We start from the raw sequence: 20,755 nt of genomic DNA on the forward strand, positions 1-20,755 counted from the left end.
ATGAAGTGGAATCTGCGCGGATAGGCAGGACTATAATTTGCTCATTCTGTTCCAAACTTCACTTTGTCCTAGGCCGATAGTTCGCTCAAATACGTATTTTGTCAGCCTGATAAAAAGAAAGAATGTTGAGTGTTGAAAAAAATACTTATAATAAAATATTTCTTTTTCTTATGTTTTCCTGTCCCAAGAACCCTTATATCCGCTTGTTTTAGTAGTAGATAATGGTTTTGAAGTTCCTAAATACAAGAATAAGCGTGCTAAGCTAATTTTTGTTTTGAGTAATAAACATTCGTATTATTTCTTTTTTACCAAATATTTGCATATTTCAAAAGTAAATGTAATTTTTGGTACTTCTTTTTGTCTAATATTCAATTAGCATTTATTTCAAAAATACATCTTCATGAAATCAAAAGTCTGCTTAACCCTAGCATTATTTGGCTTTATACTCCAAGCTATGGCTCAGGAACGATCACCTGATCCCATCTTCGAAAATCCCATGGTACAGGAGGAAAATAGACTCCCCATGAGGGCTTCTTATTTCCCTTACGAAAGCCAAGCGCTAGCGCTGGAAGGCGATAAGGCTAAGTCTGAGCGTTTCCTAGACCTCAACGGTACATGGAAATTCTTCTGGACTGATCATTACACCAAATTGCCAAAGGACTTTTATACCTTGGATTTTGATGATACCACCTGGGATGATTTTCAGGTGCCCGCCAACTGGGAGTTCAACGGTTATGGCACACCTATCTATGTAAACCACCCCTTTGAATTTGCAGTAAGCAATCCCAATCCTCCTTATATAGAGAATGAGAAAAACCCTGCAGGTATCTACCGCCGCAGCATCAGCCTTCCTGAAGGATGGTCAGATGAGCAGGTTTTCATTCATCTCGGTGCTGTCAAATCGGCCTTTAAGCTATTTGTGAATGGGCAGTATGTGGGGCTAGGTGAGGACAGTAAGCTGGAGTCAGAATTTGAGCTTACCGATTACCTGAAGCCAGGCCAAAATCTGATAGCATTAGAAGTGCGCAGATGGCATGATGGATCTTACCTGGAAGCTCAGGATTTTTGGAGAATCTCTGGGATCGAGCGAGATGTTTACCTTTATAGCCGTCCTAAAGTGCATTTTTACGACCTTTTTGTCAAAAGTCCACTAACAAATAGTTACCGCGATGGCTTGCTTAATGTCACCGTGGACCTGTGGAATAGAATGGATGAGGAGCAAGGTGAGAATACCGTAAGGGCAAAATTAATGGATCCTCAGGGAAATGTGATTTATGAGAAGACGCAGAAAACCACTGGCCTGAAGCGTAAACTGGGCAAGACCGTTTTGAATTTTGCCACTGAGATACCAAGTGTTTCGGCTTGGTCGGCAGAGATCCCTACCCTGTATCAGCTTGAGCTGGTATTGGCAGATTCAGAAGGAAAGACCTTAGAGGCCATTCGCCAAAATGTCGGCTTCAGAACCTACGAAGTTGTAGGGAATCAATTTTTGGTAAATGGAAAGGCTGTTTTATTCAAAGGAGTAAATCGCCATGAATCCCATCCTGAGACCCATCATGTGATGACCAAAGAACAGATGGAGACGGATGTGCGGATTATGAAGGAATTAAATATGAATGCGGTGCGACTGTCGCATTACCCCAACGATCCTTACTGGTATGAGCTCTGCGATATCTATGGGTTTTACGTGATAGATGAGGCAAATATCGAATCTCATGGGATGTATTATAGCCCTGAGCGTAGCCTAGGCAATGATCCCGAATGGTTGGAAGCACATATGCTTCGCATCAAAAGAATGGTATATCGCGACAAAAACCACCCTTCCGTGGTGGCATGGAGCATGGGCAATGAGGCTGGGAATGGATATAATTTCTATAAAGCTTATGAATGGATCAAGGCATTTGACCCTTCTCGCCCGGTACAGTATGAGCGGTCCACCCATGAGTGGAATACAGACATCATCGTCCCTCAATACCCCCATCCAAAATCCATGGAGCGCTATGCTGAAAGTAACCCTTCCCGTCCTTATATCATGAGTGAATATGCCCACGCTATGGGAAATAGCATGGGGAACTTTAAGGAGTATTGGGAGGTAATCAAGAAATACCCTAGCCTCCAAGGGGGCTATATCTGGGATTGGGTAGATCAGGGCGTCTATATGGAGAAGAATGGAAAAACCATCTTTGGATATGGTGGCGACTGGGGGCCGGAAGGCACTCCTAGTGATGACAACTTCCTCGTGAATGGGGTGATCATGCCTGATAGAAGATGGAATCCACATGCCTATGAGGTTCGCCGTGTGCACCAGGAAGTAGGTTTTGCCTTGACCAAAGATGGAAAACTCAGCGTCTTAAATGAGCACTTCTTCAGAGATCTTTCCAATTATACGTTTGAGCTGATCCTATTGAAAGATGGAGAGGAGATCAAAAGGGAAAGTATAGGCTCCTTTGCTCTGGCTCCGAGTCAACAAACTCAGCTCAGCATTCCATTTGAGCTTCCGACGGATGCTTCTTCAGAATATCGCCTACAAGTGGAAGGCAAGATCATCAAGGAAGAAGGACTCATGAGTCCGGGTACCTTACTGGCAGAAGCGGAATTTCCGCTGACCGCACCCGTGCTGGCGACCTTCCAGCCACAAGCAGCGGAAGTTACCGTGAGCGATGAGGGCGGAAAACTGAAAATAGAGAATAAGCATTTCAGTGTGGTATTTGATAAGTCCACTGGTCGCTTTCATGAGTATAAGGTGGCTAAGAAATTGCTGATTGTGGACGGTCCTTCTTTGGCATTGTTCAGACCTTTGGTGGATAATGATTTTGGTGGTGGCCTAAACCGCAAAATGGATTACCTAAATGGTACGGTCAGCCAGATGAAGTCCCTGGACCATAAGAAAGCAGAGGATGGAAGCTATCAGGTGACGGTATCCTATGAAGTCCTGGAGGGAGATGCTTCCCTTACCCAAGTGTATTCTTTTGATGAAATGGGCAAAGTGAAGGTGGACAATGACTTTAAAGCGATCAAAGGAGAGCATGAGTGGTTACTTAAATTAGGCAATGACCTGCGTTTGCCTGCGGATCTGGCACAGTTTGCCTGGTATGGCCGCGGGCCTTGGGAGAGTTATGAAGACAGGAAGTTTAGTGCCCAGGTGGCTCGCTATTCTGGAACTGTGCAGGAGCAATATCACCCTTATATCCGCCCACAGGAATCAGGAAATAAGACAGATGTAAGATGGGCGGAGCTCAGAAAAGCAGGCAAAGAAGGAGTGAAGATCTATGCCGTGGGTGACTTGCTTAGTGTCAGCGCCCTGCCTTATGGCATCGATCAGCTCTATCCCGGTCCAAAAAAGAAGAATGTTCACTCTGGTGAACTAGAGCCAAATGGCTTTACCAATCTTCATATTGACCATATGCAGATGGGAGTGGCCGGTATCAATAGCTGGGGTTCCCTTGCTTTGGAAGAATATAGAGTGCCGTTTCAGGATTATTCCTACAGTTATATTATAGAACCATTTCAGAAGTAACCCCAAATATTTATGAACAAATTTTTAAGTGCTTTATTGCTGGGTGGCTTGATTTCCTGCCAGCAGACCTCAACAGAGGTGTTCAAGGATGATTATGCTTCCAAAGTGGAAATCCCAATGGCTGGCAATGCCTACCTCACCGAGGGCAAGGGTGCCAAGATCACCAAGAAAGGTCTCCGTGAATGGACTGCCGATGAGGCGGTGATAAGTGTCTATTTCAAAACCGAAAACCCTCAGAAAGCCTACCTTCAATTGCTGATGGAGGATACTGAAGGTCCCGCAGAATTGACGGTCAAAGTCGGCGATGAGCAGAAGACCATCCCCATTCCTGCGGAAGGTTCAGACACCCTGAACCTCGGACTGTTTGACTTGCCTGGTGGCTATGCCAAGGTGGATTTACAGGGAACCGAACGTTCCTCCTCAGAATTTGCGAGCATCAATTCCTTAATCGTAAACTCCCCTTCGGAGGAGGAAATTACCTTCGTCCGGGATAATGAAAGCAATCGGTTTTACTGGGGACGGAGAGGACCATCCGTGCACCTAAGCTATGCCTTGCCAAAGGATAAGGATTTCAAATGGTTTTATAACGAAATTACAGTGCCCAAAGGAGAGGATCCTAATGGTTCATATTATATGGCCAATGGCTTTGGAGAAGGATATTTTGGCATTCAAGTGAATGGCGATGATGAAAGAAGGATACTCTTCTCCGTGTGGAGTCCCTTTCATACCGACAATCCGGATGAAATTCCTGAAGACCAAAAAATAAAATTGCTCAAAAAAGGTGAAGAGGTGAACACCGGAGAATTTGGAAATGAGGGTTCTGGTGGGCAGAGTTTTAGAAGGTATAAGTGGATAACTGGTAATACCTATCAATTCCTGAACGCGGTGGAGCCAGATGGAAAAGGGAATACTATCTATACGGCGTATTTTTATGCCCCCGAAATAGGCGAATGGCAGCTAATCGCGAGCTTCCTAAGACCACAAACGGACACTTGGTATAAGCGACCTCATTCATTCCTGGAGAATTTCAATGATAAGAATGGTTATATTGGCCGTAAGGCTCATTATGGAAACCAGTGGGCGCAGGATACTGATGGTAACTGGCATGAGCTGACTGAGGCGAGGTTTACAGGTGATGATATTGCCACTAGGGGATATAGAACAGACTACGCTGGAGGCGAGGAAAATGGCCAGTTCTTCCTGCAAAATGGAGGTTATTTTGCGCCAGCAGTTCCTTTAAACTCAGAATATACAAGGGAGAAAACCAATAAGACTCCTCAAATAGATTTTGACGCACTTCCATAATAAGGTTCAGGACTCGTAGAAACTTCCATTTCTCAGTCCACTGAACGTAAAACCACAGGTGAAGAAGATAAACTGATTGGCACTCTATGGCTTATCAGCTTATCTCTTTCCCTGTGTTTTTTTTGTTTATGGCGTGGGAGCCAATAAAAATTAAGCTTCCAGTAGATGATTTTTTAATAGAACAGGATTTTTATTCCTCCAGGGGAATTACTGTGGGAATACTAGCTTACTGGCTTTGATGAGCTATTCTTTTACTCGTAATCTTTTATTGTAGATCAGCTTATCTTCGATATAGACCTGGAAGAAATAGCGGCTTTTCGGGTAGCGGCTTAGATCAAAAGTAAACTTTCCTTCCTGGAGATCTTGGTAGCGATGCTCCTCGACCACTTCACCACTTGGATCAGCCACTAGCTTGACAATTACGGTTTCTGGCTGATTGGCCAAGAAGTCAAAGATGGTATAATCCTGGGCACGGGTAGGGAATACGCCCAGGGAGATTTCCTCAGATGGAATAGCATCAGGCTGATCACTTACGATGAAATCATAGTTTATCTCATTACCGAAATCAGAGTCGAAGCTCTTTACGATCTCTCCATTGCCGTTAAGCAAAATTACGTTACCACGACCAGCCCTGGTCTTATACCAAAACTCGAGTCCATCTCCTGCGCTATCCGTGAGGTGCAGTCTGTAGTTTCCGGCAGGAAGGTGCAAGCTGTCCCTGTAGATGCTGTCCGCCTCCAAGCTGCCATGCTCCCTATGGTTTACCAGTTCCTGCTCAGAGTTGGTCAGGGTGTAGGCATTGTCCAAGGAGGCTTGGTTGGTTTGGATATAGAGTATTAGCTCACCATTATGGACAGGAGCAGGCGAATAATGACTTTGGGATTTATTGTCTAGCGCATAGCCATCTTTCTTTCCATTAGGTTGGAGAAGTTCCACCTGATAGTTTAGCGGACCTTGCTGCGGGATGAGGCCTTCCATGCGCAGGGTGTCAGTCTGACCTGGCGCCAGGAGGCCCGTCCAGGTATAGCTGGCCGGTTTTGCATTGGCTTGACCATGCTTGATTTGTACTTTTTTTAGAGGCTCGCTTCCATTATTTTTGATCACAATGGTAGGACCAAAAGCGGCGGGATTTTGCCGGCTATGAATGGCTAGATCAGAAGGGATGATGATCTCTTCCAGGCTTACGTCATTCTTAGATTCGTAGTGCTTGTATTCTATTAGGTATGCGGATATCAATTCGCTGGCGCTGGGTTTCGGAGCAGAATAGTCTTCCATCTGCAGCTGCAGGCTATGGCTGGCTTCGGACAGCTTCACATCATAGAGGTCGGGCTGAATCAGATCGCCAGGGCACCAGTTAGCGCGATCAAAGATCCAGGTTCCCGCCTGGGGGTATAGGGGATTGCTGCCGCATTGTTTCCACATTTGTCGGCTGGAGAGGATTTTTCCATCGAAGAGGAAATCCCTGAATTTATCGCAGAATTCCCCGCAGCCATCAGGTCTATCCATGCCATGTCCGGTTTGGATGACTCTGAATCGTCCAAGCTCAGTGGCCGGATTTTTGGAGATGGTGAAGGGAGCGAGGCTTTCATTTATAGGGTTGTCATCATTGCCGTAGGCGTAAGAACCCTGGTACACCTTATGGATGGCTACGGGCTCCATGCTTGGCTTGCCTTCGATCAGCTCAAAAGCAAGGGTCACCTTCCATCCACGGTCCTGATTGGGCTCGTATCCGGTGTGCTTGTATTCGATCTCGACACTGTCTCGAAGGATGAGGCTGAAGTCGGTTACATCCACCTTCCATTCGAATTCCCAATCCTTATCAAAAGCACCTCCATAAGGGGTGAGCATTCTGGCTATTTCATAATCTAGCATTTCGCCTTGGAGGCCACCTTGGCGTTTTATGGTGATATGGTCCACATAGTCCCAGTCCGCACAGCGCATATTGTCTGGACAGGCAAATTTGATCTTCAATAGGATCTGCCGTATGGGGACCTCTTTTTCTGGGAACCTGGCCCAGTGGGTATAGCTATTTTCGCCTTTGGAGGGATCAGTGACCACCTCAATATTATCATGACTGATCACCCTGAGGGTGTCGCCTGATTGGGCATGGACTAGAGAGGTGCTGAATAATAAGATGAAAAGAAATAAATGAATTTTTCTCATTGATAGTTGGTCTTGATAATATAAAACTATAATAGCCTCCCTAGGGTAATTAGGGAGGCTATTGAAATTCCTTAAAGGTCTGGTATGGCAATTATTGATTTGCGAGTTTCAGCTGGATCATTTCCTGATTCCAATCAGTATGAAGCTTTAATAGCTCCTTCAAAATCTCAGGATTCTGCTTGGCCACATTGGTGGTTTCGGTGGAGTCTTTGGACATATCCACGAGGTATAATTTGTCCTCATCTCCGAAGGTTAGCTCTTTTTCAGAGTCCCAGGGGTTGCCCAGCAGTTTCCAGTTTCCCTTTCGCACGGCCCATGAGTCGGTGGTGCTTTCCGGATCGCCAGTGGCCCAGTGCAGCACCTCATGTTGGCTGGGTGCATTTATATCATTGATGATAGGCATTAGGCTTTTGCCATCGATCTCCTCTTTATTTGGGATGTCGGTGCCTGTGATTTCTGCCAAGGTAGGGAGCCAGTCGATACTGTTGGCCATCTGATTTCTCACCGCCATAGCAGGGACGGCTTTGGGGTAGCGGATCATGGCTGGCACACGGATGCCACCTTCCAGCATGCAGAATTTTGCGCCATGGTAAATGCCATTACTTCCACCACCAAAATAAGCGCGTTCTTCTGTGCTATGCCCATGGTCAGACTGATAGACAATAATGGTATTGTCCAGCTCACCTGTGGCCTCCAAATGGTCTAGTACCTCACCGATCATCTCGTCATAAGTGCTGATAAATGCGGCATAGAGCTGTCTGGATTCCGGTAGATCTTTATAGTATTCCAGCCATTTTGGATCACCCTGATAAGGGTAGTGAGGCATATTGATCGCCCAATAAATAAAGAAAGGATCTTCCTTATCCTTGGCCGTAAATTTCTTTACTTCATCCACCATCAAGTCCCCAAAAAACTCACCTGGACGGTATATTTCTTCCTCATTCTGGTATAAGTCATGCATATTGGGGCCATGCCAAAAAAAGAAATGAGAGTAATTGTCTATACATCCACGTTGATGACCAAAGAAATAATCGAAGCCCTGACCATTAGGGAGTTTTTCAGGGGAATGGCCTAAGTGCCATTTGCCAATTAATGCCGTTTCATAGCCATCAGCCTTGAAGACTTCCGCCATGGTGATTTCATCGGTTGGCAAGCCTGATTTATATTCCGGGTCACTATGTGGAGGGGATACATTTCCAAATAGCCTGGCGTTTTGGTTGTATTTGGCCGTCAGTAAACTTGCTCTGGACGGGGAGCATACAGGAGCTGCAGCATAAAACTGCGTAAATCGAACTCCCTCATTGGCGATTCGGTCCAAGTTTGGGGTGTGGAGGTCGGTGGAGCCATATGCATGGGTATCCACTGTGCCTTGGTCATCTCCTAAAATAACTAGGATATTGGGTTTTTTTAGGCTCTGGCTGATCGCTTTAGGCTGTAAGCCCATCAGTAGAAGAGTGATGAGAACGAGGTTCAGCCAAGGTTTTACTTGAGTTTGCATGATAATTATGGTTTTATTAGCCCGTAAGTAGGGATATAGTCCTAATACAAAGCTAACTTTTTATTTTATTTAAGTAAATAATCTAGACTTCTTTTATTTTTTTCAATAAATAAGCCAAGTGTTCCTCCTCATTTCTTTTGTTTTTGACCGCTAAGGAAGGCTGTAATCGGGTGAAGTAGAGTAATTTAAAGCTTTTTATTTAGCGATGAATGGTTTTCTACTTAATATTATTTTGAGTAGGGGCTGGGCTTAGGTTTGAGGGCTCGGTTAGGCTGGCCATGGCTATCCCAGCTTTTATAGGATCTAATCGCCATTCCCTGAGGTATAAATATTGGTTTTATTTAATGATTAAAATCAATCCTAAGAGAGTTCTACTTAGTCAAATAAAATTATATCCATGGTGGATATTCTGTTGGGAAAAGAAATGATTTGAGGATATTCTGAAATTTTTCTTTATAAATACCAATAAAACGTTTCTTCTGAATTAATTTAATGGTTTAAACTGTGGTTAGGCAGGCTGAAGGGCAAGCTAAGCCACGGTTAAAATCTATTAAGCCAAATAATTATACCCGAAATGAAAAAAATATTTTTGCCTTTGGCAATCGTTGCTTGTATGTCCGTCGCTTGTTCTTCTTCGGATAACAAAACCGCTGTGGAAGAACCCCTTGCAGATGTTTCCGGTCAATGGAAATCCTTATTTAATGGAAAGGATATGGACCATTGGAAGATAAAAATTGCCAAGCATGAGCTGGATGAAAACTATGGAAATACCTTCCGTGTGGAGGATGGAATGCTGAAAGTTCGGTACGATGAATACACCGATTTTGATAAGCAGTATGGACATATCTTTTATGATGAATCATTTTCGGCCTATCTACTTCATTTGGAATACCGCTTTGTGGGTGATCAGGCGCCTGCCGGAGAAGGCTGGGCACTGCGTAATAGTGGAGCGATGCTTCATGGCCAGGATCCGCGTACCATGCTGAAAGATCAGAATTTCCCGATCTCCATCGAAGGGCAGTTGCTCGGTGGTGATGGTGAGCATGATCGTACCACCTCTAATCTCTGCACGCCAGGGACGAATGTGGTGATGGAAGGAGAGCTGTTTACGCCTCATTGTGTGAAATCCACTTCCAAGACCTATCATGGAGAACAATGGGTGTCGGCAGATTTCTTAGTTCTAGCGGATTCAGTAGTTCAGCATATCGTGGAGGGTGATACTGTTTTGACGTATTATTCCCCTCAGATCGGCGGCGGCAATGTGGATCCTGTGGATCCAGCGATTAAGCAAGATGGCAAAATGCTTACCGAAGGATTTATCTCCTTGCAAAGCGAAAGTCATCCGATAGATTTTAGAAAAGTGGAGATTTTCGATCTTGCACCTTATATGAAGGATAAAAATGAACTTAAAAAGGTCCTTCAGCAGCTACGAGAAAGGTAAAATACTATTGTAAAAAAACATATGCTAGCAAGTAGCATTTATAAATCATTCATTCTCCTACTATGGGAATGAAAGAAAAATAGCACAAAACTACAGTAACGAAGTTTCAGTCTGGCAGTAGGAATCCTGCTGCCAGACTGAGATTATATCAACGTCTCTGGTTTTGTGCTTCTTTTTTTATCTTATCTTTTTGAGGCTTTTTATAGAAAAAATACCAAGCCAAACCAAGAACAAGGACCACTAAAGGTAGTACGATATAGATAATTACCTCCGCACTGTCATTGGTGTTAATACCCGAATCTTCCACCATTGGAGTTCCCTTTGGGAGCTGACCAAAAGCCTGAGTAGCAGATACAATTACACCCCAAATAGACAAATAGATCGACTTAAAATTGATTAGTGGTTTCATGATAAACAATGGTTTTGTATTAGCTGGTTTTTATCCTTAAAAGATATAACTAAGTTGGTTTCGCTAAACTTAAACCTCTAATAGTTATATATTAGACTATTTAGCAAAAGCGATACCAGTTTTGGCAATCGCTGAATAAAACCATGTTTTTTTTACCATAAAACTAGTTTTTATTACTCAATTTAGAAAGAAATCGCATGATCGGCGGGCACGGTGACTCCTGCCCAGGCCTTCTTAGCCGTCCAATCTTCCGCCTCATTGGTCCAGAAAGCGTGCGTTTCGGGTAAGCCTAATGGCAAAAATCCCAAAGTGCATAGATACAGACTTCCGGTAGAGATATAGCGATCACCCATTTCTGGTTGATGTCCACAAAATCCAATCTGAAGCCAGCCATTTTCATCGTAGGTTCCGGGAGCTTCAAATTGTCTATTGATGATAGCTCCTAAGGCTGCCCGTACCTGGCCACGGCTTACATGCTCCGGTAAGCTGTCTTGCAGGGCCACTTCCGCCAAAGGCTGAAAGGCGCCCACTCTATAGGTAATCGATCTGCCAATAGGTGGGTAAGTGCCTTCAGGAGAGATAAGTCGCTCCTGCTGTTCGGCAAATCGAATCATCCTTTTCTGAACTTTCTCGTATAATTCCTGGTAGCTTTTCCTTTTCTCAGCCGCAATCTTCAAAATCTGCTGCATCATTGGCTGGATCACGTAGCCATTATAGTAGTCCATATGGAAATCTTTCCCATCTCCATACCATCCATCTCCCACGTACCATTCATCATGTTTCTTTACAGCAAAATCAATTCGCATAAAATCACCCTGATCACCTGCAAAGAATAAAAAAGCATCCAGCATGGCACCGAAAAGCAGCCAGTTGTTATAATAAGGAGGAATGGCCTCTTTTTGATTTTTGATCTCTTGGATAAATTGCTGCTTTACCTTATCAGGGAGTGGTGCCCACAGGGCTTCTGGAGCGCGCATAATCCCATGCACCAAAAAGGCCCCATCCACCAGTGGCTGGGCGCCTTTGGTCCAGTTGAGGTAATCGGGAGAATCAGGATTCACGCCTGCGGCAATGCTCAGTCGCGCTTTTTCTGCCAATTCTTTACGCATTTCACCTTCCTTAGTATCCTGCTCGGGAAGGTTTAGCCAAGGGGCCAGCCCCGCCAAAGTCCTGCCAAGAGCCTCCAGATGGGTCACGTCTTTTCTGCCTCCATAAGGATCGGAAGGCGTCTCCACGGGCATGGTGGAGATGAGTTTTTCCTCGCTCATTGCGGTGAGCACCGGGTAAGCGATTTTATATAAGGTATTGGCCCAGTATTCCCTTTGGTCTGAGCGGAGGGCTTTGCTGCTACTTTCCTCAGCCCGTAAGGTATGCGGGACAAGACTACCTATCGCTCCCATGGCGGGAATGAATTTTACAAATGATCTTCTATTCATGCTAAGTGTTTTTTAAGGTTTGAATACTGGTTCGGGTGTTGATGCAGGGTCTTTTGGGTCAAAGTAATATAAATCTGCTCGTTCATATAGAAGGGTGTGTCCGGATAGTCGGATTAGGAATTCCTCATAATTTCGCTGAGGTACTGCGGTCCATGCCGCCTCGGCCATAGCCGCAATCCTCGGGAAAGTGAGGTAATCCAAGCGCTCTTCATTATGCACGGTCTCTGTCCATAGATTGGCTTGCAAGCCTTTGATGAGGTGTTGCTGTGACTTGGCGATTCCTAACTTCTCCATACTGAAGGCATAAACTTGCTCTAAAGGGCTGAAGGCTCCCGCCCATTTTCTGCCATATTGGTCCTGCTCCTGCTGGACAAAATCAAAATACAAGGGGATCCTTGGGCAGAGAATAGTGGGGATATTATTGTCCAGTACCAATTGCAGCTGTTTGGGCTGATCATGTCGCCACCACATGAGGAGGGTCTTATCAGACGGTAAACCAGCATCAGCCATCTCATCCCAAGCCAGTAGGGTACTATTCATTGCAAATAATGAGTCTGCCATGCGCTGCATAAAGTAGTTTTCTACCGCCTTCAGGTTGGGGAGTGATTCTCGTTGCATCAGGGACTTTACCTCTGGGTCTGACTTCCATCCCTCATTGCCAAAACTCACCTCATCACCACCTAAGTGGATCATACCTGAGGTGAATAAGCTGTTTACTTCTTTGAGAATAGTGGTCAGATACTGGTAAGTCCCTTCCTTGGCGGGGTGAAAAGTGAATTCGGGGTATTTCTCGGAGCCTCCACCGCTATATTCGGGGTAGGCCATATTGGCGGCAGTCGCATGGCCAGGCATATCTATTTCTGGGATAATGGTGATCTTACGCTCCGCCGCATAGCGTACGATTTCCTTGATGTCTTCTTGAGAATAATATTCTGAATCCAAATTAGGATTGGATTGGTTGCCGATTCCGCCTACCAGGGCTAGCCGGGGATACTCCTTGATCTCAATCCTCCAGCCAGGAGCATCAGTGAGATGCCAGTGGAAGGTGTTGAGCTTATAGAATGCCATCCAGTCAAGCAGTTTCTTGACGGTTTCTTTGCCAAAGAAGTGACGGGATTCGTCCAGCATATACCCTCTCCATCCAAATAAAGCTGCATCCTGAAGGGTCCAGCAGAGAATATTGATTTTCCCCTCTTCGACAGCACTAGCCTCTGCAAGCTGTAGGACAGAAATCAATCCATGAAATATTCCTTCCTCTTTGGCAGCAGAAATAATGATTTGATTAGGTTGGATTTGGAGGCTATACCCCTCTGTCTGATTAGGGTCTAGCTGAAGTAGAATGTCGGATTGAGAATCCTTGCCACGACTGATCGTCATCCCTTTTCGGCGAAGTAGCTCAGTTTGGAAGTAATAAAGTTCGTCCGTCAGCGCTTCATCTGTCGTGAAGATGGTGCTCGCATCAGTCAGAGAAAAAGTGCCATTATTGAGCTCAAAGCTTGCTGGAAAGGGAATAATTTGGGGTTGGATCTGAGCTATAGCCATGGTGCTAGACCAAAAAAATGCTATGACAATCAGTATTTTAAAGGGCTTATGGTTAACAGGGGCTGGATGCATAATGGATATTAGAATAAGAGGTGAAAATATAAAAAAGGGCCAGGTAAAACCCAGCCCTTAAATCATAAGAATTAGGAGGTGACACTTTCGTAGTCAATCGGCCAGGAAGCTATTCGCTTATTTGCCTAGGTCCCATTCTTTGTATCTTTTTAAGGCTTCTATATAATAGTAGTCCGCATAGGTCAATGGGACGTCCACCTCGGACTTATGAGGAAGAGAGCCCACACTGTGCTTTAGGATAAACCCACCATTGTCGCCTTTAGCGGCAGTGTATTTGTCAGAAGCGAGGCTGACGATCATTGTCTCAGCATCTGCGAGGTATTTTTTGGCCTTATCGGTATCCTTCACATATTTGGATAGCTCCAATAATGCGGAAGCATTGATGGCCGCGGCTGAGGCATCTCTGTAGGTAGAGTCAGAAGGGCCGTCGTTGAAGTCCCAATAAGGAACCATGTCAGCAGGTAGATTAGAGTGACCGAGGATGAAGTCGGCGATTTTTACAGCCTGATCGAGGTAAGCCTGATCTTTGGTCTCTCTGTACATTACCGTAAAGCCATAGAGTCCCCAGGATTGACCTCTCGCCCAGGCTGACTCATCAGCCATGCCTTGATGTGTTCTCTTCTCGACCACAGAGCCATCTGCAGGGTCATAGTCGATCACGTGAAAGGAGCTATTGTCCTCACGGAAGTGATTAGCAATCGTGCTATCCGCATGAGCTAGGTTGATGTCGATATATCGGTCATCGCCTCCCGCTTCAGCTGCCCAGAATAGGAACTCTAGGTTCATCATATTGTCAATGATCACTGGATATTTCCACTTGCCATGATCCCAGGACTTGATCAGTCCCACTTCCTCATGAAATCGCGTCGCCAGAGATTCAGCACCCTTAAGCATGATGTCTTTATATTGCTCATTGCCGGTGATGCGGTAGGCATTGCCGAAGCTGCAATAAAGCATGAATCCCAAATCATGGGTTCCTTCGTTATTCTTTTCCTTTTCTAAAATCGTAAGTTTCTGCTCCGCCAATTGTAGTAAGGAGGAATCACCAGACATTTCAAAAAGATAAAGGAGCGTTCCCGGGTAAAAACCCGAGGTCCACCAGCCCGTACCGGAGGTTACTAGTTGCCCGTTTTCGAAAGTTCTAGGAAGCTTGTCCTCAGGAGTATGCTCGCTAAGAAACTTATATTGAGCTACGGCCTTATCAATTTCTGTTTGAATAAACTCATCGGTGATTTTGTTTTCAGCGACCGTTTGTTCGGTTTGAGTATCATTGGCGGGCTCGGATTTGCACGCACCAAAAGCTAGAAATATAGGGATTAAAAGTCCGAATTGGTAAAAGCTGTTTTTCATAAGTTAGATAGTTTGATATCAGGATAAATTGTTTGGGAGGAATTGAATTTTTGCAAAATGTTTCCTTCATAGGTGGAACAATCGGCTAAACAAGTACCTAAATTTACAATTTATTTTTAAAACTATTCTGAATATTTGTTTTGTTTTCAAATCCTCAATACTTATGTTGTGTTGTTATTTTTTGTTATATACTTATATATTAGTGTATAAAACTTTCTTTTTATTATTATTTGAAAGCTCGTGGGCTCTGAAGCATGGATGTTAAAGTAATTGAGATTGAAGATTGGCAGTCGTTTATGATGGGTGATATTGAGGCCTTAGGAAGGATTTATTCCCGTCATATTGATGCCTTATACCAATATGGAATGCAGTTTACTTCCAACAAGTCTCAAGTGAAGGATTCCATTCAGGATGTGTTTCATCGGTTAATTGATGATCGCAAAAAAATAGGTCAAGCCAGGTCCGTGAAGGCTTATTTGATGGCCTGCCTGAGGCGGAAGTTATTGCTAGCACTTGAGGCAGAGCGAAAATCTGTCGATCTGCCCATAGAGAATCATGAGGCTTTTCAGATCAAAGTAGATGCCAGCGCCTACTTCCTCAATTCCTCCTTGACCCTAGATCAAAAGAAGATTCTCGAGCATCACTATAATGCCCTTCCTGTCCGGCAGCGGGAAATGATCATTATGAGATTCTTCGAGGATATGCCGTATGAAGAAATTGCTTAGGGAATTACCCCAGCATTCTATTATCACTTTGGAGGGATAGGATTTAATTGCCATATTTAATCTCTTATCTAATCAGTAATGAAGATGAAAAAAAACAGTTTTTTTAAGAAAGTTTTTGCTGTAGTCGCTGCGCTATTGCTCTTAGGCGTATCTAATGCCTATGCTCAGGAGGAGCGAAACCTTTTGGGATTGGCAATGAGCAAAGACGGCTGGAAGGGTGATATTCTGGAGCCTACCGCTATTTTCCCGGATAAACAGATGATCAAGGCTCAGCTGGGGGACTTATCTCCTCAGATGCGCGAGGATATTCGCGCGAAGGGAGAGCTGGCCAAAGAATATAACTGGCCAGTCATACCGGTCAGCAGTTATTTGGATTTTGTGCGGACAGGGGATAGGACCAGGATGCAGGGGTTTAGAAATGAGCGAGTGGGCCACCTGAAGCAGCTGGTCTTGGCTGAGCTGGCAGCTCAGGAAGGGGAGTATATTGATGCGATAATCGATGGAACCTGGGCCATATGTGAGCAGTCTACCTGGGCGATGTCCGCCCATCTTACTATTCAGAAGTATGGTTCTGGCGTGCCGGATATCAATGACCCGATTATTGACCTTGGCGTGGGAGAAGTGGCGAATTTGCTGTCATGGGTATATTTTTATTTCCGCAGTGAGCTGGAGTCTGTCTCACCACTACTGGCCCTGCGGATAGAGCAGGAGATCAGCGAAAGGGTGATAGAACCCTATTTGGCTAGAGAGGACTTCTGGTGGATGGGATTCGAGTCTTCATTTGTCAATAACTGGAATCCATGGTGCAATTATAATGTGCTCATGTCTGCCATTATGGTGGAAAGAGATAAGGAAAAGCAATTGGCAATACTTGAAAAAACCGCACTTTCAGTAGATAAATTTATCAACTATTATAAAACAGATGGGGCCTGTGAGGAAGGACCTGCTTATTGGGATCATGCCGCAGGAAAAATGATTGAATACCTGGACTTATTAAGCTCCATCACCGCTGGAGAATTGGATATTAGTCAGGAAGAGATTATTCGGAATATGGGGAATTATATCCGGTTTACCCATATTGGCGAGGAATACTATGTGAATTTTGCTGATGCTTCCGCGAAAATTTCCGCTCATCCGGGGATTATTTATCGATATGGGGAGTATATCGATGATCCCGCTTTGAAGGGCTTTGCCGCGGCTATCGTGGAAGATTCTAGCAAGAAATCCTGGATCATCGATGGGAGTCTGGATCGGGCGCTGCATAATGTGGCCCTTGCGGACCAACTGACTTCCTACCCACCCTACAGAGAAAAAGAAGCCTTGGTGTACTATCCAGATACCCAGGTGATGGCCGCCCGGACTGAGGGAGGCTTGTTCCTGGCAGCCAAGGGAGGGCATAATAATGAAAGCCATAATCATAATGATGTAGGTAGTTTCATCCTATATTATAATACTCAACCGATATTTTTGGATATTGGCGTGGAGACTTACTCTGCCAAAACCTTCAGCAAAGACCGATATTCTATCTGGACGATGCAGTCTGATTACCATAACCTGCCTCAGGTCAATGGACAGTCCCAGCTAAATGGCGCAGAGTATAAGGCCGCAATATCTACCCTTTCGGAAGGAAAGAGGCGCGTAGATTATAGTATTGATATTGCGCCAGCATATCCTGCTGATGCCCATGTGGAGCAGTGGATCCGTACTTATAGCCTATTTACCGGACGAGATTATCTGGTTATCCAGGATTCATACGAGCTCGATCAACAGCTCTCGCCAAATCAATTGAATTTTATGTGTGCCTATGCTCCCGATCTTTCTCAGCCAAATAAGGTGCTGATCCCACTTCCCGATGGTTCGATTGCAGCGTTGATATTGCCAGAGGGGCAATTTGAGGTGGCCGTGGAGGAAAAAATCCTCACTGATGGGCAATTGCTTAAAGCATGGTCTCAGGAAAAATTATATAAGCTAAGCCTGACAGAACGTAAGCCTGAACTCAAGGGATCCTGGGAATTAGAACTTAAAATGGTCAAGCCTTAAGAGGTGGAAAGCAGAATAAAGCTGAGTTTCTTTCAGTATAAATTTCATTTTTTAAGCTATTAATTTCTATTTTTATTGAATCCTTTCGTAATGAAAGGTTTTAGCATAAAAAGAAAATACATGAAAAGAAATTTATTACTACTTAGTTGTATCGCCTTATTAAGCGGGGCTTGCAATTCACAAAGTGAAAAAACCGAGGAGGAAACTGCCTCTCCGAATGTACTTTTGATCTATACCGATGACCTAGGATATGGTGATTTGTCGGCTTATGGGGGTGATATTCCAACTCCAAATATTGACAAACTGGCCGCTGAGGGGATATTATTTACCAATGCCTATGCGACGGCAGCCACTTGTACTCCTTCCCGGTACTCCTTATTGACAGGGGAGTATGCCTGGCGCGCCAAGGGTCGTGGGGTGGCACCGGGCGATGCTTCTGCGCTGATCAAGCCAGGAGTGGAGACTTTGCCAGGACTGATGAAGAAGGCTGGATATCGCACGGCCGTTATCGGCAAGTGGCACCTTGGCCTTGGCGGGGAAGAGGGGCCTGACTGGAATGGTAAGATAAGTCCTGGGCCTTTGGAGATTGGCTTTGATTATAGTTTTATACTTCCTGCTACCGGGGATCGGGTACCCACCGTCTATGTGGAGGATCATCATATTGTCAACCTAGACCCTGCTGATCCCATAGAGGTTAGTTACAGAAATAAAGTGGGCGATCGCCCAACAGGCAAAGATCATCCCGAGCAGTTGACCACCATGTGGTCGCATGGGCATAATCACACCATTGTGAATGGGGTAAGCCGCATAGGATATATGTCTGGAGGAGAGGCCGCGCTCTGGCGGGATGAGGATTTTGCAGATATTTTTGTAGGGAAGGCCACTCAATTTATAAAAGAAAAGGAAGATCAGCCGTTTTTCATGTATTTTGCTACCCATGATATCCACGTGCCTAGGTTGGCGCATGAGCGATTCCAGGGGATCACCAACGAAGGGCCTCGTGGGGATGTGATCGCGCAGCTGGACTGGACCGTGGGAGCATTGATGGACTTGCTGGAAAAAGAAGGGATGAGGGAGAATACCATCGTGGTCTTTACCAGTGATAATGGTCCTGTCCTAGATGACGGCTATGAAGACCAGGCACGAGAGCTGCTCGGAGAGCATAAACCTTGGGGAGAGCTGAGTGGAGGGAAATACAGCGCTTTGGAGGCAGGGACACGCGTGCCATTTATCGTAAGGTGGCCACAGGGAGTGTCGTCTGGTCAGCGTAGTGCTGCGATGTTTAGCCAGGTGGATTTGCTAGGAAGCTTTGCGAGTTACCTCTCGATTCCTTATGATCAAAGTCAAGCTATCGATACTCAGGATTCATGGGCAGCCCTTATAGGTGAAGATACTAAAGGTAGAGATTTCGTGGTGCAGGAAGCACTATTTTCTAACCTGGCCCTGCTGAGTCAGGAGGGGTATAAGTATATTCCTGCTAATAATGGCCCTGCTATGGTGCCTTGGGGACCGATCATCAAGACAGGGTTTTCTAAAGAAGATCAATTATTTGACTTGAATGCGGATCCAAAAGAGCAAACTAATATCGCCAATGAGGTACCGGAGAAATTGGCTCAGATGAAGGAGCAGTTAGAAAATATCAAAAATAAATGATTAGTAAAATGAGTCTAAGAAGGATACCAATAGTAGCGAGTTTAATATGTTTTGCGATTTTGCTGCATGCATGTGCTACCAAAGAAGTGAAGGAGGAAGCTGCAAAACCAAGCCCGCCAAATATAATTTATATTTTGGCTGATGATATGGGGCTGGGAGATATTCAGGCTTATTTTCCCGAAGGGAAGATCAAGACACCCCATCTGGACCAGCTAGCTGCGAAGGGGATGCGCTTTACGGATGCTCATACCTCCTCAGCCGTATGCACCCCGACCAGGTATGGCATTCTTACGGGAAGATATAACTGGCGGACAACGCTGAAGGATGGTGTGCTATGGGGAGATTCCAAGGCGCTTATCGATAAAGACCGAACCACCGTGGCCTCCTTATTACAGCGTAATGGCTACCATACCGCTTTTATTGGCAAGTGGCATTTAGGATGGGACTGGAGTCATGATGAGGATGGAGAAATCGATTTCTCCAAGCCAGTCACCCATAATCCGAATGATGTGGGCTTTGATTATGCCTATGGTCATGTGGCCTCCCTGGATATTCCACCTTATGTATATGTGGAAAATGGTCAGGTGACCGCTTTGCCGGATAAGCATACGGAAAGCAAGGATACTTATGGCTGGTGGAGAGACGGCTATACAGGTGCGGATTTCGTTCATGAAGATGTTACCCCAAATTTCTTTAGAAGAGGAATTAGCTATATTCAAGAGCAGGCAAAGACAGAGAAACCATTCTTCTTATACCTGCCATTGCCATCACCACATACGCCGATTTTGCCGACCGGAGACTGGCAGGGTAAGAGTGAGCTGAATCCTTATGGGGATTTTGTGATGATGGTAGACCACTATGTGGGAGAGCTGGTGAAAGCGGTGGCTGAAGCTGGCATTGAGGAAAATACCTTGATCGTTTTCGTAACGGATAATGGATGTTCTCCAGCTTCCAAGCCGGAGGAAATGGTGGCCAAGGGCCATTATCCAAGTGGTCCATATCGTGGCTATAAAGCCGATATCTATGAGGGAGGACACCGTGTTCCCTTTATTGTGAAGTGGCCAGCCATGGTCGCTGCAGGAGCAGTAAGTGATCAGACGATCTGCACCACGGATTTTATGGCCACTTGTGCTGCAATTGTAGGGGATAAACTAGCCGCTAGTGAAGGGGAAGATAGTTATAATATCATGCCGCTGCTGCAAGGAGAGGCCATAGCAGGTGATTTTAGAGAAGCCACTATCCATCATTCTGTCAACGGGAGTTTTGCTATCCGTCAGGGGAAATGGAAGCTGATCATGGCCGCAGGTTCTGCCGGCTGGAGCTATCCTACGCCTAAGGAAGTGGAGGAAATGAAGGACCTACCCGCAGTACAATTATATGATATGGACGAAGATCCTGCCGAAACCAGAAACCTCCAAGGGGATCATCCCGAGAAAGTGCAGGAGCTGCGGGATTTGCTAACCAAGTACATCAAAGAAGGCAGAAGTACTCCTGGAGAGGCACAGCAAAATGACGGCCCTAAGCATTGGAAGCAACTCTGGTGGATGTCGGACGCTGAATAAAACTGGAAGATCCCATCTGAGAATATAGAATTCAATACTATA

General features: G+C 45.2%; 13 protein-coding genes. 7 read left to right on the forward strand and 6 right to left on the reverse strand.

The features are described 5' to 3' along the window. Positions 1 to 400 precede the first annotated feature (400 nt). Positions 401 to 3,517, forward strand: a complete 3,117-nt coding sequence (locus B050_RS0105920) for a glycoside hydrolase family 2 TIM barrel-domain containing protein (protein WP_018472975.1) — start codon at positions 401 to 403, stop codon at positions 3,515 to 3,517. Between the two features lie 12 nt (positions 3,518 to 3,529). Then, positions 3,530 to 4,822 carry a DUF3472 domain-containing protein gene (locus tag B050_RS0105925; RefSeq protein WP_018472976.1) on the forward strand — a complete coding sequence of 431 codons (1,293 nt, stop codon included), beginning with the start codon at positions 3,530 to 3,532 and terminating at the stop codon, positions 4,820 to 4,822. Positions 4,823 to 5,065: 243 nt separating this feature from the next. On the opposite strand, the gene B050_RS0105935 is transcribed toward B050_RS0105925, so the two are convergent. Beyond that, positions 5,066 to 6,985 (reverse strand): peptide-N-glycosidase F-related protein, encoded by a 1,920-nt coding sequence (locus B050_RS0105935; protein WP_018472978.1) that lies wholly within the window; start codon positions 6,983 to 6,985, stop codon positions 5,066 to 5,068. Between the two features lie 91 nt (positions 6,986 to 7,076). Beyond that, positions 7,077 to 8,483 (reverse strand): sulfatase-like hydrolase/transferase, encoded by a 1,407-nt coding sequence (locus tag B050_RS0105940; RefSeq protein ID WP_157492588.1) that lies wholly within the window; start codon positions 8,481 to 8,483, stop codon positions 7,077 to 7,079. Positions 8,484 to 9,057: 574 nt separating this feature from the next. Between B050_RS0105940 and B050_RS0105945 the strand changes: the two genes are divergently transcribed. Further along, complete coding sequence (locus tag B050_RS0105945; protein WP_026235675.1) at positions 9,058 to 9,924, forward strand: 3-keto-disaccharide hydrolase; 867 nt, start codon at positions 9,058 to 9,060, stop codon at positions 9,922 to 9,924. 148 nt (positions 9,925 to 10,072) lie between these two features. On the opposite strand, the gene B050_RS0105950 is transcribed toward B050_RS0105945, so the two are convergent. The 4 genes from B050_RS0105950 to B050_RS0105965 form a co-directional block, all read right to left on the reverse strand. Continuing rightward, on the reverse strand, positions 10,073 to 10,333 hold the full coding sequence (locus B050_RS0105950) for a hypothetical protein (protein WP_018472981.1): 261 nt from the start codon (positions 10,331 to 10,333) through the stop codon (positions 10,073 to 10,075). Positions 10,334 to 10,515: 182 nt separating this feature from the next. Further along, positions 10,516 to 11,769: a DUF2264 domain-containing protein gene (locus B050_RS0105955; protein WP_018472982.1), complete on the reverse strand. Its 1,254-nt coding sequence runs from the start codon at positions 11,767 to 11,769 to the stop codon at positions 10,516 to 10,518. Positions 11,770 to 11,781: 12 nt separating this feature from the next. Next, positions 11,782 to 13,311 carry a beta-N-acetylhexosaminidase gene (locus B050_RS0105960; RefSeq protein ID WP_018472983.1) on the reverse strand — a complete coding sequence of 510 codons (1,530 nt, stop codon included), beginning with the start codon at positions 13,309 to 13,311 and terminating at the stop codon, positions 11,782 to 11,784. A gap of 189 nt (positions 13,312 to 13,500) precedes the next feature. Beyond that, positions 13,501 to 14,733 (reverse strand): glycoside hydrolase family 88 protein, encoded by a 1,233-nt coding sequence (locus tag B050_RS0105965; RefSeq protein WP_018472985.1) that lies wholly within the window; start codon positions 14,731 to 14,733, stop codon positions 13,501 to 13,503. Between the two features lie 254 nt (positions 14,734 to 14,987). On the opposite strand from B050_RS0105965, the gene B050_RS22065 reads away from it, so the two are divergent. The 4 genes from B050_RS22065 (at position 14,988) to B050_RS0105985 (ending at position 20,713) form a co-directional block, all read left to right on the forward strand. Next, positions 14,988 to 15,458 (forward strand): RNA polymerase sigma factor, encoded by a 471-nt coding sequence (locus B050_RS22065; RefSeq protein ID WP_052308736.1) that lies wholly within the window; start codon positions 14,988 to 14,990, stop codon positions 15,456 to 15,458. Positions 15,459 to 15,542: 84 nt separating this feature from the next. Next, entirely contained in the window at positions 15,543 to 17,498 is a 1,956-nt protein-coding gene (locus tag B050_RS0105975) for a heparinase II/III domain-containing protein (protein WP_157492590.1), read from the forward strand. A 120-nt stretch (positions 17,499 to 17,618) separates the two neighbouring features. After that, complete coding sequence (locus B050_RS0105980; protein ID WP_018472988.1) at positions 17,619 to 19,151, forward strand: sulfatase family protein; 1,533 nt, start codon at positions 17,619 to 17,621, stop codon at positions 19,149 to 19,151. 8 nt (positions 19,152 to 19,159) lie between these two features. Continuing rightward, on the forward strand, positions 19,160 to 20,713 hold the full coding sequence (locus B050_RS0105985; RefSeq protein WP_083923256.1) for a sulfatase family protein: 1,554 nt from the start codon (positions 19,160 to 19,162) through the stop codon (positions 20,711 to 20,713). Positions 20,714 to 20,755: the final 42 nt, after the last annotated feature.

It is taken from the genome of Echinicola pacifica DSM 19836 (assembly GCF_000373245.1).
Classification (GTDB): Bacteria; Bacteroidota; Bacteroidia; order Cytophagales; family Cyclobacteriaceae; genus Echinicola; species Echinicola pacifica.

What these genes read in the sequence shown, in the direction of transcription:
- B050_RS0105920 (WP_018472975.1), top strand. Translation starts at nt 401, where the DNA reads ATGAAATCAAAAGTCTGCTTAACCCTAGCATTATTTGGCTTTATACTC.
- B050_RS0105935 (WP_018472978.1), bottom strand. Translation starts at nt 6,985, where the DNA reads ATGAGAAAAATTCATTTATTTCTTTTCATCTTATTATTCAGCACCTCT.
- B050_RS0105960 (WP_018472983.1), bottom strand. Translation starts at nt 13,311, where the DNA reads ATGGCTATAGCTCAGATCCAACCCCAAATTATTCCCTTTCCAGCAAGC.
- B050_RS0105950 (WP_018472981.1), bottom strand. Translation starts at nt 10,333, where the DNA reads ATGAAACCACTAATCAATTTTAAGTCGATCTATTTGTCTATTTGGGGT.
- B050_RS0105940 (WP_157492588.1), bottom strand. Translation starts at nt 8,483, where the DNA reads ATGCAAACTCAAGTAAAACCTTGGCTGAACCTCGTTCTCATCACTCTT.
- B050_RS0105945 (WP_026235675.1), top strand. Translation starts at nt 9,058, where the DNA reads ATGAAAAAAATATTTTTGCCTTTGGCAATCGTTGCTTGTATGTCCGTC.
- B050_RS22065 (WP_052308736.1), top strand. Translation starts at nt 14,988, where the DNA reads ATGGATGTTAAAGTAATTGAGATTGAAGATTGGCAGTCGTTTATGATG.
- B050_RS0105985 (WP_083923256.1), top strand. Translation starts at nt 19,160, where the DNA reads ATGAGTCTAAGAAGGATACCAATAGTAGCGAGTTTAATATGTTTTGCG.
- B050_RS0105965 (WP_018472985.1), bottom strand. Translation starts at nt 14,733, where the DNA reads ATGAAAAACAGCTTTTACCAATTCGGACTTTTAATCCCTATATTTCTA.
- B050_RS0105925 (WP_018472976.1), top strand. Translation starts at nt 3,530, where the DNA reads ATGAACAAATTTTTAAGTGCTTTATTGCTGGGTGGCTTGATTTCCTGC.
- B050_RS0105955 (WP_018472982.1), bottom strand. Translation starts at nt 11,769, where the DNA reads ATGAATAGAAGATCATTTGTAAAATTCATTCCCGCCATGGGAGCGATA.
- B050_RS0105975 (WP_157492590.1), top strand. Translation starts at nt 15,543, where the DNA reads ATGAAAAAAAACAGTTTTTTTAAGAAAGTTTTTGCTGTAGTCGCTGCG.
- B050_RS0105980 (WP_018472988.1), top strand. Translation starts at nt 17,619, where the DNA reads ATGAAAAGAAATTTATTACTACTTAGTTGTATCGCCTTATTAAGCGGG.